Annotated in this window: 17 protein-coding genes and 3 pseudogenes; 19 read left to right on the plus strand and 1 reads right to left on the minus strand. The window is 33.7% G+C overall.

Going from position 1 to position 15356, the window contains the following annotated elements; all coding sequences use genetic code 11:
- Positions 1-34 precede the first annotated feature (34 nt).
- The 18 genes and pseudogenes from CWR48_RS06195 to CWR48_RS06280 all read left to right on the plus strand — a co-directional run bounded on the left by CWR48_RS06195 (position 35) and on the right by CWR48_RS06280 (position 13447).
- Positions 35-934, plus strand: coding sequence for a PhzF family phenazine biosynthesis protein (locus CWR48_RS06195; protein ID WP_115772470.1), 900 nt, complete (start codon positions 35-37; stop codon positions 932-934).
- Between the two features lie 107 nt (positions 935-1041).
- Positions 1042-1497 (plus strand): ASCH domain-containing protein, encoded by a 456-nt coding sequence (locus CWR48_RS06200; RefSeq protein WP_115772358.1) that lies wholly within the window; start codon positions 1042-1044, stop codon positions 1495-1497.
- Between the two features lie 85 nt (positions 1498-1582).
- Positions 1583-1741: a DUF1835 domain-containing protein gene (locus CWR48_RS21175; protein ID WP_115772359.1), complete on the plus strand. Its 159-nt coding sequence runs from the start codon at positions 1583-1585 to the stop codon at positions 1739-1741.
- Positions 1742-1925: 184 nt separating this feature from the next.
- Positions 1926-2639 (plus strand): annotated as a pseudogene (locus tag CWR48_RS06210) (D-alanine--D-alanine ligase family protein); the annotation flags it as partial.
- 457 nt (positions 2640-3096) lie between these two features.
- Complete coding sequence (locus tag CWR48_RS06215) at positions 3097-3672, plus strand: LysE family translocator (RefSeq protein WP_115772360.1); 576 nt, start codon at positions 3097-3099, stop codon at positions 3670-3672.
- Positions 3673-3697: 25 nt separating this feature from the next.
- Positions 3698-4474 carry an AraC family transcriptional regulator gene (locus CWR48_RS06220; protein ID WP_115772361.1) on the plus strand — a complete coding sequence of 259 codons (777 nt, stop codon included), beginning with the start codon at positions 3698-3700 and terminating at the stop codon, positions 4472-4474.
- Between the two features lie 8 nt (positions 4475-4482).
- Positions 4483-4593 (plus strand): annotated as a pseudogene (locus tag CWR48_RS06225) (cysteine hydrolase); the annotation flags it as partial.
- Between the two features lie 222 nt (positions 4594-4815).
- On the plus strand, positions 4816-5448 hold the full coding sequence (locus CWR48_RS06230; RefSeq protein ID WP_115772362.1) for a LysE family translocator: 633 nt from the start codon (positions 4816-4818) through the stop codon (positions 5446-5448).
- A gap of 82 nt (positions 5449-5530) precedes the next feature.
- Positions 5531-5980: a GNAT family N-acetyltransferase gene (locus tag CWR48_RS06235; protein WP_115772363.1), complete on the plus strand. Its 450-nt coding sequence runs from the start codon at positions 5531-5533 to the stop codon at positions 5978-5980.
- A gap of 54 nt (positions 5981-6034) precedes the next feature.
- A pseudogene (locus CWR48_RS21180) lies at positions 6035-6247 on the plus strand (class I SAM-dependent methyltransferase); the annotation flags it as partial.
- Between the two features lie 165 nt (positions 6248-6412).
- Complete coding sequence (locus CWR48_RS20380) at positions 6413-6589, plus strand: hypothetical protein (protein ID WP_170140713.1); 177 nt, start codon at positions 6413-6415, stop codon at positions 6587-6589.
- 209 nt (positions 6590-6798) lie between these two features.
- A complete protein-coding gene (locus tag CWR48_RS06245; protein ID WP_115772364.1) occupies positions 6799-7497 on the plus strand; it encodes a hypothetical protein in 699 nt (232 codons plus the stop codon).
- 252 nt (positions 7498-7749) lie between these two features.
- On the plus strand, positions 7750-8409 hold the full coding sequence (locus CWR48_RS06250; protein WP_115772365.1) for a hypothetical protein: 660 nt from the start codon (positions 7750-7752) through the stop codon (positions 8407-8409).
- 874 nt (positions 8410-9283) lie between these two features.
- Positions 9284-9724 carry a cell wall hydrolase gene (locus tag CWR48_RS06260; RefSeq protein ID WP_115772367.1) on the plus strand — a complete coding sequence of 147 codons (441 nt, stop codon included), beginning with the start codon at positions 9284-9286 and terminating at the stop codon, positions 9722-9724.
- A gap of 390 nt (positions 9725-10114) precedes the next feature.
- Positions 10115-10576 carry an SRPBCC family protein gene (locus tag CWR48_RS06265; protein WP_342772437.1) on the plus strand — a complete coding sequence of 154 codons (462 nt, stop codon included), beginning with the start codon at positions 10115-10117 and terminating at the stop codon, positions 10574-10576.
- Positions 10577-10680: 104 nt separating this feature from the next.
- Entirely contained in the window at positions 10681-10881 is a 201-nt protein-coding gene (locus CWR48_RS06270; RefSeq protein WP_115772369.1) for a hypothetical protein, read from the plus strand.
- 68 nt (positions 10882-10949) lie between these two features.
- Complete coding sequence (locus tag CWR48_RS06275; protein WP_115772370.1) at positions 10950-11894, plus strand: alpha/beta hydrolase family protein; 945 nt, start codon at positions 10950-10952, stop codon at positions 11892-11894.
- Between the two features lie 182 nt (positions 11895-12076).
- The gene (locus tag CWR48_RS06280; protein ID WP_115772471.1) at positions 12077-13447 is read left to right on the plus strand and encodes an FAD-dependent oxidoreductase; all 1371 of its coding nucleotides are present in this window, start codon (positions 12077-12079) and stop codon (positions 13445-13447) included.
- Positions 13448-14027: 580 nt separating this feature from the next.
- Here the strand turns inward: CWR48_RS06280 and CWR48_RS06285 are convergent.
- A complete protein-coding gene (locus tag CWR48_RS06285; RefSeq protein ID WP_115772371.1) occupies positions 14028-14354 on the minus strand; it encodes a winged helix-turn-helix transcriptional regulator in 327 nt (108 codons plus the stop codon).
- Positions 14355-14492: 138 nt separating this feature from the next.
- On the opposite strand from CWR48_RS06285, the gene CWR48_RS06290 reads away from it, so the two are divergent.
- Positions 14493-14897, plus strand: a complete 405-nt coding sequence (locus CWR48_RS06290) for a DoxX family protein (protein ID WP_115772372.1) — start codon at positions 14493-14495, stop codon at positions 14895-14897.
- Positions 14898-15356: the final 459 nt, after the last annotated feature.

Below are 15356 nucleotides of genomic sequence, written 5' to 3' on the forward strand. Positions count from 1 at the left end.
AACATGGGATTATTAGTATGGAGGGGAATAGGTGATGAAGTCTGTCAAGGTTTATCATTACGATGCGTTTTCTAAAGAACCAAATAAAGGAAATCCGGCGGGAGTAGTTTTGAATGGGGATGAATTAAAAGATGAACAGATGCAGGAAATCGCCTTCAAAGTAGGCTTTAATGAAACTGCTTTTCCTGTTAAATCAGAAGTGGCAGACTTAAGAATACGTTTTTTCACGCCAGGTCATGAAATGGATTTATGTGGACATGCTACAATGGCGACTGTTTATGCTTTGAAAACAAGAGGATTATTAGGTGAAAAAACAGAGTTGACAATTGAAACGAGGGCAGGAATTTTACCTATAATTATTAGTACGTCTGCTAACAAAGAAATATATATTATGATGAAACAGGTTCCGCCAAAATTTGAAGAATTCAATGGTTCGAAAGAAGATTTAGCTAATTCGATTGGAATTGATGAATCAGATCTTGACGATAATTTACCAGTTTTATATGGAAGTACAGGCACTTGGACATTATTAGTCCCAATAAAAAACTTAGCTGCTTTTAGAGAAATGAAACCAAATAATAAAGATTTTCCTGCTATATTGCAGGAAATCCCTACATCATCTATTCACCCATTCTGTACTGAAACTTATGACTCTGATGCAGATATGCATGCCCGGCATTTCTCATCACCTTATTCGGGTACTGTGGAGGATGCAGTAACAGGTACTGCTTCAGGAGTAATGGGTGCGTACTATGCTAAATACATAAGTAAGAATTTCAAAGAACCTCTAACACTACTAGTCGAGCAGGGTCAAGAAATTGAAAAAGACGGTCGGGTAAAAGTGCGGGTGTCTAAAAATGATGATACTTATGATATTCAAATAACTGGAAATGCAGTTTGGGTTAAAGAGATGGATATCGTTATAGAGGATTAAGGAATTGCTACATAATGGATGGAATAAGTGAGTTCATTAATACCAAAAATGTATAGTTTACAGTAAGTTTATTTTGCAGAAATTATATAGAAAGCAGGTTGATTCTTATGAACAATTCTTCCAACATCGAAATATGGAAAAACTACAAAAAGCAGAACCCGAATGCACCAGAAGATTACGAGGCTTGGGCGTTTGGTGACTCAAAAGAAATGGCTGATGAGCTTGCGAGATTAGTATTAGAAGGAAAGAAAACAGCAACGGCATCAAACTATACGTTATATGAATTGGAAAAGGAGTCATTGCCGTATGTTGGTCTTCATAACATTATCCTTAATGGGGATGGAGAAGCTGTAGCTATATTAGAAACTATTTCGGTCGAAGTTGTTCCTTTTGATGAAGTTACAGAGGAACATGCATACTTGGAAGGTGAGGGAGACCGGACATTGAATTATTGGCGTGAAGTTCACGAATCTTTCTTTAAGAAAGAATTTGAGGATATAGATCAAGACTTTAATTATAAAATACCTGTTGTTTGTGAGAGGTTTAAACTGTGCCATAAATAAGGGGAGTTGTATGATTCATCTTATATTTGGAAGTGCTGCAATTGGCAGTTTGAAACATGTTTTACGTAGATAGAACGATAAGGTTATTGGGTTTCCAATTGATTTTTCTGTCGGCCCTATTAATAATATGCATAAAGAAAGTGGCATTAAAGATTATTTTTCTTGGTTGGCTGCTTCATTTCATCAAATGTGGGAAAGCTTTGAAGTAGATCAACCAGCTTATCAGCAGGCAGTGCAACAGTAATTGGAAATAAAGAATGGGAGCAGGTAACGATTTGGACTTGTGAAAATTCCACAGTCTAAATAGGGCTTCGATTCGTCACCTATTTATTGGAAAATAGAGAAGTTGAGCTAGCATATGTAGACACATTAAATGCTAAAAGGTATAAACAAATATATGATCAGAATAAAGTTGAAAAAGGGCTATGATATTGAAGAAAACAATTGGTTTACTATTTGGCGGGAAGTCTGCGGAACATGAAGTGTCTTTACAATCGGCGAAAAACATTATGGAGGCAATTGACAAATCTAAATATGATGTATTGTTAATTGGAATAGATAAGAGTGGGAAATGGAATCTGAATGATGCTTCACACTTTCTGCTACATGCGGAAGATCCTAAATTAATTGCATTAAATAAAACAGATAACGGAATCGCTCTAGTTCCTGGTGAAACGGAAAATCAACTATTAAATATAAATGTTTCAAAGTCCTTAGGAAATCTTGATGTTATATTCCCGATATTACACGGTACTTTAGGGGAAGATGGAAGTTTCCAAGGAATGCTTCGTATTGCAAATATTCCTTATGTTGGTTCTAATGTCTTGGGTTCTTCAGTAAGTATGGACAAAGATATTGCTGAATGCAGCTGGTTTGAAAGTTGCGAAGTCCTTAACTTTTACAAGGGTAACAAAAGACAAAATAATTTATGAAGAAATAGCAAGAGAATTGGGTTTGCCTTTATTTATAAAGCCAGCTAATCAAGGGTCTTCTGTAGGTGTAAGCAAAGTTACCACAAAAGAGGAATTTTTGAATGGGATTGAAGATGCATTTAAATATGATCATAAGATTCTAATTGAGGAAGCTATCAAGGCAGAGAAATTGAATGTTCTGTTTTGGGAAATGACAATCCAATAGCTTCCAAGTCCTCTTTCATTTCCTATTTAACAATTAACAATCTTATTATTTATAAAAAAATTTGGGATTCCACGAGAATTCTAATCATTATTTCCCTCAACATATTCTTTAAGAGCTTATTCCATTTGGATATATTCCATAGATACCAGTTGAGGAGATGGAATGGACGCCAATCCTTATGTTAATTGGTATCGCAGTATTTTTAACGTTTCTTGGCTTTAGTTGGTATAATAAGAGGAATATCGAAAGTTAAGATTTCTTACTTACCAGTCAATCAATCTGGTTTTAAAAATCTAAAATTAACACAAAGGCGCGCTGGATCCGATAAGGGTTCAGTGCGCCTTTTGTGGATAAGAAAGAGCAGAACTTTTAAGAAGCTTTATCTAGTCCTGCAATAATATACTATATCCCATACCATTTATAGATATATATTTATTGAAAACGTTAAAGGGAGTTTTCATCATGGATATTACGTCTTTTATCATTTACTGTTTTATTGTTACTTTTACCCCGGGACCTACGAATATCGTCATATTATCTACTGTACATAACTATGGGGCAAAAAGGGCAATGGAATATACGTATGGAGCAACGATTGCTTTTGGATTATTACTTGGTATTTCTGCCCTGTTGAATAGTATGCTGATAACTGTCATACCAAAAATATTAATAGGAATGCAGCTTATCGGAAGCCTGTATATGTTATATCTCGCTTATCAAATCTACAAAATGGATTCATCAGAAACAACGGACAACAAAACCGGTACTTTTATCTCAGGCTTCCTTATGCAGTTTTTAAATCCAAAAGTAGTCATATTTACACTTACTGTTATTCCTAGCTTTGTATTGCCCTACTATACCGACATGCCAACTGTGACAATCAGTGTTATAGTGGTAACTATCATTGGATTCTTAGCATTTATTACATGGGTTCTATTCGGTGCAATCTTCAAGAATTTCTTACAAAAGCATAAAAGGGTTGTCAATGTAATAATGGCACTATGTTTAGTTTATGCTACAATCATGATTTGGAAATAAGGTAGTGTGCAAAGAGGTGAATGATGTGGAAAAATTTATCTATAAAAAGGCGGCAGGTATTACCGCATTGTCAGCTAGTATCACGGATTTTAAATATAAAAAGCACTATCATCAGGAGTATGCTATTGGTGTTACATTACGTGGGATTCAACATTATAACTTGGATGGCAGTTTACAATTATCTTATCCGAATGGTGTGATGCTTTTTAATCCAGAACAGGCGCATGATGGAATGGCACATGATGAGACTGGCCTTGATTATGTGATGCTATACATTTATCCACAATCGTTTTTTGAAATTACTCGGAAAAAGGATCGACCATGTTTTTCAAGTCCCATTGTGTATGATTATCGGCTTGAGCAAAGCGTATTAAATCTAGCAAATGCAATATTAAGTGAAAAAGATGAGGCGCTGTGCAGCGAATTATTCTTATCCCTCACAGATGGGCTTATTCAAACAAATCCATCCATCGATTTTAAGAAAGATAATACCCTAATTCGAAAAGCAAAGGATATGCTTCATTCGGATTTAGGAAATGTACTTAAACTTGACGAGATCAGCAAAGAACTTAATCTATCAAAATTTCAGTTTATCCGATTGTTCAAGTCTCATACTGGAATTACACCATACCAATACTTTCTGAACTGCAAGATCGAACATGCCAAACAATTGATAGATAGAAACCGAGATATTTATGCAGCAGTAGCCGCATGTGGTTTTGTTGATTTAACCCATTTAAATAAACACTTTAAAAGAGTATATGGGATAACGGCATTTGAATATATGTTACATCTAGATTGAGGAGAGAAGCATTTAGAATGAAAGACCAAAATGCTATGTATTATGATGCTGAAACAATACATAATATATCGTTGGCCACCTTGAATGATGAATTCGCCACAATTCTTACAACAGAGTAATTGATAGATGACTTCATAAAATAAGCGTGTTATTAAAGGGTGCGATTCTCAAGTAAAGAACGCACGCCTTTTTTATGTATAGAACCAAATTATTGAGTGAAAATTACTGAAAGAAATGAAAAATGTAATTTATATTTATAAAATTTATGGTATAATTATACATATTTTTGATTTTTATAGTAATATAGAAAAGATTTTACTTTTTATGGAGGTGTGGGTTCAATGGTATTATTTTTTACATATGTTTTGGCTGGGCTCGCTATTGCAATGCCAGTAGGGGCAATTACAGTAGAAATGACAAAACAAGGACTTAAAAATGGATTTATGCACGGTTGGGCTGTTGGGTTAGGTGGGATGACGATTGACCTTGTATTAATTGTCGCTCTATATTTAGGACTGGCTTCTATTCTGCAACTTCCTTTTATCCAAATACCGATGTGGTTAATTGGTGCCATATTTTTATTTCTAATTGGCTATGATTCTATTAAAAATGCAGATAAGGATATTACATTAGCAGGTGAAAAACCTACAAAATCAATAAGTTCTTCTTTTCGTAATGGATTTCTTGTTGCAATATCACCAGGGAATATTGTTTTTTGGTTAAGTGTGTTTGGAGCAGTACTAAGTAATACGTATAATGCAGCTGAGCCTACAAGTTTTTTAATTATCGCAGCTGGTGTCTTAACAGGGATTCTACTACATGATATTGGGTTATTAACAATTGTAGCTACTACTAGAAAGGTTATGAGTCGATCAATAATTAAAGGATTTTCTGTCATTGCAGGATTAGTATTAATTGGTTTTTCAGGATATTTTGTTTATCAATTTTTTACTGTGATAATAGATATGATGTAAATTTTAGTTATTCCACAAAAGTTGTGATACTTCAAAAGGGATGTATGATTTCTTTTATTGAAGTAATAGGGAGGAAATTCAAATGAGAATATATCAAGCTGCAATTGAGGATATAGAAGATGTATCACATTTATTTAATATGTATCGTGTGTTTTATCAACAAGCATCAGATTTAGAAGGTGCTAAGGCTTACATAAAAGAACGCTTAGAAAGCAAGGATTCTGTGATCTTTGTTGTTAAAGACAAACAAAGATATGTCGGATTTACTCAACTATATCCGACATTTTCGTCAATATCTATGAAAAAAGCATGGATATTGAATGACTTGTATGTTGATGCAGAAGCCAGGAAACAAGGAATAGGAGAAATGCTTTTACAAAAAGCAAAAGAATACGCCATTGAAACAGGTGCTAAAAGTATTAGTCTTAGCACAGCACCAGATAATTATTCTGCACAAAAATTATATAAAAGAAATGGATACGTGAGGGATTCACAATTTTATCATTATGAATTAAGTTTGTTACCAAAATAAAAGAAAATCTGAAAGAAGCAATACTGGAAAACGCTGACCCTAACGCAATAAGTGCTAGATGAAGTTAAGCTCTGGGAAACAAGGAAAGTATACGAGGATAAAGATCAACTGCTAAAGGATTTATGTGAAAGAACTGGAAGAAGTATCTTACCTGAATTAAACGATGAAGAATTGAAATTACTTATAAGTCATATCGATAAATCATTATCAGCAAATACTAATATAATTGAAAAAGATAGATGGACAATTTGGAAAGCGATAAAATAATTGGCGATTAGATAGCTTGTAAAGGAATGTACTATAAAGTAAGGGGCATTAGTTCTTATGATCCGAAAGTTATGGTACTAATACAACGGGATAATTATTTAATTGTTATGAAAAAGATAAATATGTTAATATTTAAGTAAGAATTAGTTTCAGGAGGTTTGAAAAGTGAAAAATAAAACTCGAATGATCATTACACTCGTATGTAGTTTGCTTGTTTTTAGTGTTGGTATGTTTAGATTACTTACTGAATCACTTTCTTCTACACCATTTTTTGTAGCTTATATTTTTGCAATTTTTGGGTTTATCGGAGTTGTTGCAAACGGCGTAATACTCAGAAAGTAAAAATCGAAATAAATAAACCAGAAGTGCGATTAATTATAGAATTCGCCTTTTTCTAATTCAACCAATGGGTACATTATTTAAATTAGGGATTACATATCTTGTTCAACAAACGAATCAGTTGAATGGAATAGGCAAGTGAATTTTATGTAATTACATATACTCTAGGATCTTTAATTGGTTTTACAATAATGAAAGGAATGTATTAACGAATGGAAAAGCTATTACATATTATTTATTTTACAGCTGCATTATTTATGCTTGTAGGTTGTGCTGACAATTCAATCGAAGAACCTACAACCGATTCTTTAGAAAATGATTCTGTTTTAGAATCAACAGAAGAAGATACAATTGAAACAGATGGAAATATATCTACAAGTGAGTTAGTGGAATCAGACACTGATGCCGCAAATGACATCACTTTAGAGGAATCTGTTAATAATGATTTGGAAAGTACCTCATCTGAAAATAGTGACTTAAATGCAAATGATAAGGAAGACATCGAAACACTATCCCAATATTCTAGCGAACAAATTGAATATGCCCGGGTTTGGCTGAAGTTAGGACCGAATCAAGAGGTAGATGAATTGAGTGTTCAACATATTCCAGCTGGGACACCACTTATGCCTGACGATGACATCGATGTTAGCTACCCAGAGGATGTTATCCAGTTACGTGGTTCTCGAATAGTGGATGGAATAGTAACTTATAGTGGTAATGGGGATGGCACAATTAATGTGTACAACATTCCATATCGTTGGTATGGTGGCTTTTCTCGTCCTGATAATGTGAGCGCAGGCGAAATTCGAGAAGAGATGGAGGATATTATTAAAAATACAGAGGTAGTGTACGTTGAACCAGGAAATGATGAAAGAATCATAGAATTAATCAATATACTAAATGTTTATTAAACTGCTAGTGCAAGCGTTCAACAAGGAGATCGTCATTTTAGCCGATCTTTTTTCTTTACCTAATATTGATTTATGTGGCCTTAAGCTAAAGCCACATTTTAGTTTTTTGAACATTGCAACAATATTAAAAAAGAGTTTTGGAACAAATGGCGCAGGTTAATCGAAGAAACACTGATGAAATAAAACAAGTTTCCTTAGTTTTAAAAAGGCATTTAGGTACGATAAAAACACGTATTCAGAGGGGAATAGAGGATGATAAGAAGTAAAACAGCACTCATTAGTTCAGCAATTATCTTATGTATATGTATGTATTTATGTTTTCCTTTTCCTAATAATGTAATGTTAGACGTGCGTTCTGCATTCATGTCGTTCCCAATCCGCAACCGAGATGGATATATTATGCATGGCATAATTGGGTCCATATTATTTATAATAGCCATGATTTTACTTGCTATTGGATTAAAGAAATATCATATTAGGACTCTTTTAATTGTTGCAATAGTATATGCATTAACACCACAATTTCTTATTAAAGTGTACCAAGAAACGTTAGCTAGTGGTATTACTGCAATTTCATACAATGGTGATGGTAATTGTCAATTTGAGACAGTGAGTAAAGACTTATTAAATGGAGAATGTAATTTTATATTGCATAATCATAGCAATGAAGATGTTTCATTTGAGTTAGAGTTTTTAGATTCAGATTTCGGAGATGAAGAAGTACAAATGGAGTCACTCATGAATTTAGCGGATTCATATCCATTTAGAATTACATTAGAAGCAAATAGTCAAAAGCCAATTCATATAAAAGAAGTACTTGAATTATCAGATGTTCCAAAACATATTGATGGAGGTACATCGTTTGATATTCATTTTAAATTAATTGACGGGGAGATCTCACGTACTTTATAACGATGTTTCTCTTTATTAAATAGATAAGATTACAATCTTCGAATATTATTTTCAGTATTAAGCAAGTGGGATTGTTGAACAAGAATCAAGAAACAAAAAATACAAAAGGGGAATTAGATATAATTGGTCTACTTAATCTTGGCAGCCTCGTACTTGGACTAATTGCTTGGATACTTCCTATTATTAATCTGGCGAAATATGAAAATCCTAACAATAGAAGTTGGGTCGCTCGTTCCATTATGAGCATCAGTGCTTGTGCTATTTCTTTGTGTTTCCAGATTTACTCCACCTATCATCGAGTAGAAAAATAGGATGTAATTATCAAAAATTAAGGAGGATTTCTATGAATTATAGGAATATTTACTATACAATGTTTAGTATCTTATTGTTTTTTTTACTTTGCATCATCTTTTTTTCGCTCTTTGTTAAAAATGATTTTCTAAGGGATTTTTCTATCTATGGGCTGCTTTACCCTATCATTTGTCTAATCTATTACTTCAATAAACAAAGAAAAAGTTCTTAGTCTTTGTCATGTTATGAAGTGGACCGTATCTAGGAAGAAAACAGGGGTATAGTAAATTAATAGAGTTACTTTGAATAATAGACAATCACAATTATTAGGAAGATGGGAAATGGTGTACTCATAGTAAATGATGGTAATGTTGGATAAGAGAGAATAAATCGGTTAATTCATTTATAAAGATGATGAACCCAGGAGGTTGTATAGCGGTGGGGTACTGGTACTTGAATGCTAGAAAAATAAATATAAGATTTTTATTGTACCAAGTCAGCTAGTCAAAGCTAAAGCATACTTATTTCTAAATAGGCACATGAATGCGCGTTTTTTTTCATACTATATTCTGGAGGTGGAAAAATGGCAAGAGTAGCTTACCGAGAGGCGGACGTTGATTTAATGGCAAGGATGATGAGAGCAGAGGCTGAAGGTGAAGGAAGACAAGGGATGCTGTATGTCGGAAATGTAATTGTTAATCGTGCTGTAGCTGATTGTGTTGACTTTAAAGATGTGAGAACAATTGAAGATGTCATTTTTCAGGTACAAGGAGGAAATTACTCTTTTGAAGCTGTTCAAAAAGGTAATGTGTTTTATCAAAGAGCCAGAGACTCTGAAAGAAGATTAGCAAGAAGGAATTTGGAATCTTGGAGAGATCACCCAGCAAAATATGCCCTTTGGTACTTTAATCCATTTGGCCCATGTCCACCAACATGGTACGACCAGCCTTTTACTGGTCAATTCAAACAACATTGTTTCTATGAACCATTGGCTGGAACATGTGATAGCGTTTATATGGGTTAGGTGTTTAGGAGCTTTGATTAATCTTGAAGTTTTATAGCAATTTTGGCCTGTATGGTGCCAACATACAGCTTTTTTAAAACCAAGGTACTAGTAGCCAACAATATTCATTCGATGTATCCTTTACAATTTATAATTACTTTAAAGACGTAAAGGAAAACGGTAATGTAAACTAAACTGTGTAAGTGGAGAGTAATTAATTTCCACTCGCAGTTTAGTTTTTTATATGGAAAAGAGCATGAAATAAATTCTGGCACCAAAGTCGATGATGTTTTGTTTAGACCTTCAATTTTGACTAGGGAAAAAGGCATTTACAATAGCATGAATCACTAAGTAATGGTACATTCACTATAGGAAAAAGAATACTTTGATAATTGGACTGATGGAGGAATAATGATGAAAAGGTGGACAAGGGATATAGAAATAAATGCTCCCATTGAACAGGTGTGGAGTTTTTTTGGTGGATCGCTGGAAGAGATGCAAAAAATCATGCCGCAGGTCGTCGATCAGAAGTCTGTTAAAATAACAGAAGAAGTGGTTGGAAGTGTCTATCGTCAAAAATATAAGGAAGGTAAACGAATCGAAGAATATGATGTGGAAACACTGGAATATTTGAATGAACCAGACCGTAAAAAGATGAAAATTGGTTTTATACTTGCCAATCTATTTGAAATCACTGCTTTCTATGAATTGAAAAAGATTAATGAAAACAAAACATATTTAAAATATACAACTACCAACCGTCCATTAAAATGGTTTGTTAAAGTCTTTTTAATCTTTGCATCTGATAAGGTGGTCGTTGAATTCCTGGAACGTGTCAAACGTGTAGCAGAAACAGAAACTAGCAGATTATAATTGTATTTATCTACTTTAAATATAAATAAAATAAACGACTTAGTCATGTTCTGAGTCGTAATTTTGTCTTCATATCCTATATTAGTAACTTGGGAGGATACTTCATGATGCAAATACTACCGACTGTTTTCCCTATTTTTCTTTTTATTATTGGATTAATAATCATGATAACTTGTTTAAGAAGAATTTCAATTCAAAATTATTTCAAACACTTTAACAAGAATATATGGATTTTTATTATCTTTTTTGGCAGTATTATTGGACAGCTAATGTATTTAGCCATGGAAGGTGATGAAAGTAATTAATAGATTTTCAAGGTTGGGACAGAAAAAATAATATAGTATTTTGACTTTTGATTAATGGGGGTAACGCAATGGTTAATGAAAAAATTGTTATAGGCACTGAAACGAAATACCCACTTAGTGGAATATTGACCATTCCAGATGAAACTAATGAATTATTTCCCGCAGTTGTTTTGGTTCACGGCTCTGGTCCAGCAAATATGGATGAAAAAATCGGGAATAATTACCCGTTTAAAGACCTTGCTGAAGGTTTATCGGAAAATGGAATTGCAGTGCTACGTTATGACAAGAGAACATTCGTATATGGCAAAGAAATGAGAAACGATACTGGATTATCAGTTAAAGAAGAAACTATTGAAGATGCCATCCTTGCATCTGATTACTTACGAAATGATTCACGGGTTGATTCAAATAAAATATTCATTGTAGGTCATAGTTTGGGTGGGATGTTAGCTCCACGAATTGATGCAGAAGGCGGAAACTTTGCTGGTATCATTATTATGGGTGGTTCTCCACGCAATTTTGAAGACATTCTGATGGATCAAAATAACGATGTTTTACATTCTTTGAATAAGATTTTGAAAATAATTGCTAAGAAACAAATTGCGAAGTTATCATTGAAATTTGACAACATCTATAATTTAAGTGATGAAGAAGCAAAGACAACAACAGTTTTGGGGAAGTACACTAGGGCTTACTACTTTAAAGAAATGGGTGAACACCCATCTACCAATTATCTCAGCGCTTTGGATAAACCAGTATTAATTTTACAAGGAGATAAAGATTTCCATGTATCAGTGGAAAAAGATTTTGAGGGATACAAACGTTTATTGGGTGATAGGCCAAATGCAACATTTAAACTTTATCCGGACTTGAATCATTTGTTTATGCCTTCTGTTTATGGAAAGATACTAAAAACTAAAAAAGAATATAAGGTCGCACAGAATGTAGATAAACAAGTTATAAATGACATTTCCGACTGGATTCTTCAGTTTAGAAATCTTAATAAAATGTGAGAATACCCTTAAAATATATCGATCCCTCTGATAAGGAGGGATCTCATGTAAAGTGAAAAAAATTAGCAAAACAACTTGTGAATTATTGAACAAGATGTTATAGTATGTCTATAAGTTATTTATGTGAATTACTTCACATGACATTGTGAAATATTGAACATAAAAATGGAGGATGATTAATGATGAAAGTAGCAGTTATTGGATGTACACACGCAGGAACAGCAGCGATTAAAAATATATTGAACCTTTACCCAAACGCACAAATTGACGTTTTTGAAAAAAATGATAATGTTTCATTCTTGTCTTGTGGCATTGCCCTTTATGTAGGCGGTGTTGTGAACGATCCAAATGGACTTTTTTACGCTTCTGTAGAGGAATTTGAGAGTCTTGGTGTACACATGCATATGAATCATGAAGTGACATCATGCAATGTTAATAAGAAGCAATTACAAGCAAGAGATATTAAAACAAATGAAGTTAAAGACTATAGCTATGACAAGCTGATTATTACTTCTGGTTCTTGGCCTGTAACACCACCGATTTCAGGAGCTGACTTAGAAAATGTTTTATTATGTAAGAACTTCAACCATGCGAAAGAGATCATTAAACGTTCAGAACCAGTTGAAAATGTAGTCGTTGTTGGAGCAGGGTATATTGGTGTTGAGCTAGTAGAAGCATTTGAGGAAAATGGTAAAAACGTAACATTAATTGATAGTGAAGAAAGAATTTTAAATCGTTATTTAGATGATACATTCACAGCTCCTGTTGAAGCAAGTTTCGAACAACGTGGCATTAATTTAGCTCTTGGTCAAACCGTTTCAAAATTTGAAGGAACTGGAACTGTCGAAAAGGTGATCACTGATAAAGGTGAATATAACGCAGACTTAGTTGTGATGTGTATTGGCTTTAGACCGAATACTGAATTATTTAAAGGACAAGTAGATATGCTCGGCAATGGTGCAATTATAGTCGATGAGTATATGCAAACAAGTGTGAAGGATGTGTATGCTGCAGGTGATTGCTGTGCAGTAAATAATAATGCAACAAAGCAGCCGGCATATATTCCATTAGCAACGAATGCGGTAAGAATGGGTACGCTTGTAGCTCATAATCTTGTAAAACCTGTACTTGCACATCCTGGGACACAAGGAACTTCTGGATTAAAAATATACAATCATAATATTGCATCTACAGGATTAACAGAAAGTGCTGCCAAATTAGCAGGGTTATCTGTAGATAGTGCTTATATTAGAGATAATTATCGTCCAGAATTCATGCCGGAAAATGCAGTAATTCAATTAAAATTAGTCTACGAAACAGAAACGCATCGCATTGTTGGTGCGCAAGTAATTTCTGATGCAGACTTTACGCAGGCAATCAACACAATCAGCGTTGGTATTGCAAACAATATGACGATTGAACAATTAGCATTAACCGATTTCTTCTTCCAGCCGCATTACAATAAACCAGTAAATTATCTAAATCAAGTAGCAATGGAAGCAATGGCAAAGGAAGCTGAAAAAGTAAAAAAACAAGAAGCGGTACTTGTTTAAAATTTTCATTTTAAAACTAAAAGTGGAATGAGTCACATTATAGTATAGGAATTTAACCTTTACTTATTCAAACTAAATATTTCCAATTCTGACCCTGTTTTCGTTAAAATAAACATTTGCGAAATCGGGGTATTTTCTATGTGAAACCCTTGTCATTCTAATCCTTTCTCGATTTACTCTTTCGTCCATTATCCAAATCACGAAAAAGCAGTTGAAAAGTCAGGGTGAAAGAAGAAAAAAGAAGGAAGATCCCCCATACTCTTTAATGAAATTCAAGGGTTAAAAAAATCCCTTCATACATACCCGATTTTTCGGACAACCATTTTTATCCTACAAATAGCGGGCAGTAAGACCACCAAATTAAGATTTAGAGGAAAGAAAAGAAAGAGAACTGGGGAACTCAACTGTCCGTAAATGTATGATTCGCTCAACTAATTTTCAGTTGGGGAGGAAAAGAATCTCTAACTGATTAAAGTTTCATTTTATGTAAAGGAGAAAAATCTATTCCATAAAAAGAGAAAAGACATTAACAAAAGTCATTTCAATAAGAAATGTATTTTGCAATGTCTTTACAATCATGTTAGGATAACTCAGCATCCTCATTTACCCAAAGCTGTGACCATTTCTCGATGTCTCGAATGATGGGCTCCATGGACCGTCCTTTTTCAGTTAATGAGTACTCAATAATAACTGGCGTTTCAGGAATTACCTCACGTTTAACGATTTCTAGATTTTCTAAATCCTTTAGGCGATTAGATAGAACTTTCCCACTTACACCAATTGAAGACTGAATTTCACTAAAACGATGTGTTCCTAATAACAACTGATAAATAACTAATGTGGTCCATTTTTGACTTAGTAGTGAGATGGCTTTTTCAAACTTTGGACAAATAGTTGGTTGCGCCACTTATTTCACCTCTTTTATTTTAGTATATCACAATATGTTATCTATTAATAAATAGTAATTTACTTACTTGACAAAATATAATTTCGATAATAAACTAAGTTACGGAAAGTAATTATGTGACAAAAGGAGAGTACAGAATTGAATAAAAATGAAATTGGGAAAGTTATTTTAAGAGCAATGTTAGGTCTTATATTCTTCATTCATGGATTATCGAAATTTCAAGGTGGAATTTCAAATACAGTAGGATATTTTGATAGCATTGGTGTTCCGGGATTCCTTGCATATGTTGTTGGTATTGTAGAAATAGTAGGAGGAATTGCATTAGTTCTAGGAATTGGAACACGAATCATTGCTATATTGTTTACATTGATTATGGCAGGAGCTATTCTTACAGCGAAACTTTCAGCTGGCTTCCTTGGCAATGGCCAAATGGCAGGATATGAACTTGAACTTGCATTACTAGCAATGTCGATTTACTTTATACTAGCTAATAAATCGGTAATATCTTTAGATCAAAAAATGTTTAACTCAAATAGTAACTAGGATATCTATTATAGGATTTTACAAAAAGACATCGACTAGAGTTGGACAAGTAAAAATTAGAGTAACCAACTTAGAGCGTTCCTTCTGGCAGTTGAGTCAGACGATGATGATAATGTCTAGATTTAGGAATAATTAAAAGCCAAATTCCCTAAGGCTGCTTCCAGAACAAGGGAAAATGTAAACTAAACTGTGTAAGTAGAGAGTAATTGACCCTCTCATTACGCAGTTTAGTTTTTATATAGAAAAAGAGTATAAAATCCATCCTGGCCCCTAAGTCGATGATGTATTGTTTAGACCATCTTTGACTAGAGGAAAAGCCAGTGGGACGATTGGTTTTGTCTATACTTAATTCAAGAGTGAAGGCTAGAGCAATGAGGCTATTCCTCTTATATATAAATCATTTCTATATCTCAATTACTGAAAAAATCAGTATTAGGAAGTAAACTTCCTAATACTGAT

Source organism: Oceanobacillus arenosus, from assembly GCF_003369575.1.
GTDB lineage: Bacteria > Bacillota > Bacilli > Bacillales > Amphibacillaceae > Oceanobacillus > Oceanobacillus arenosus.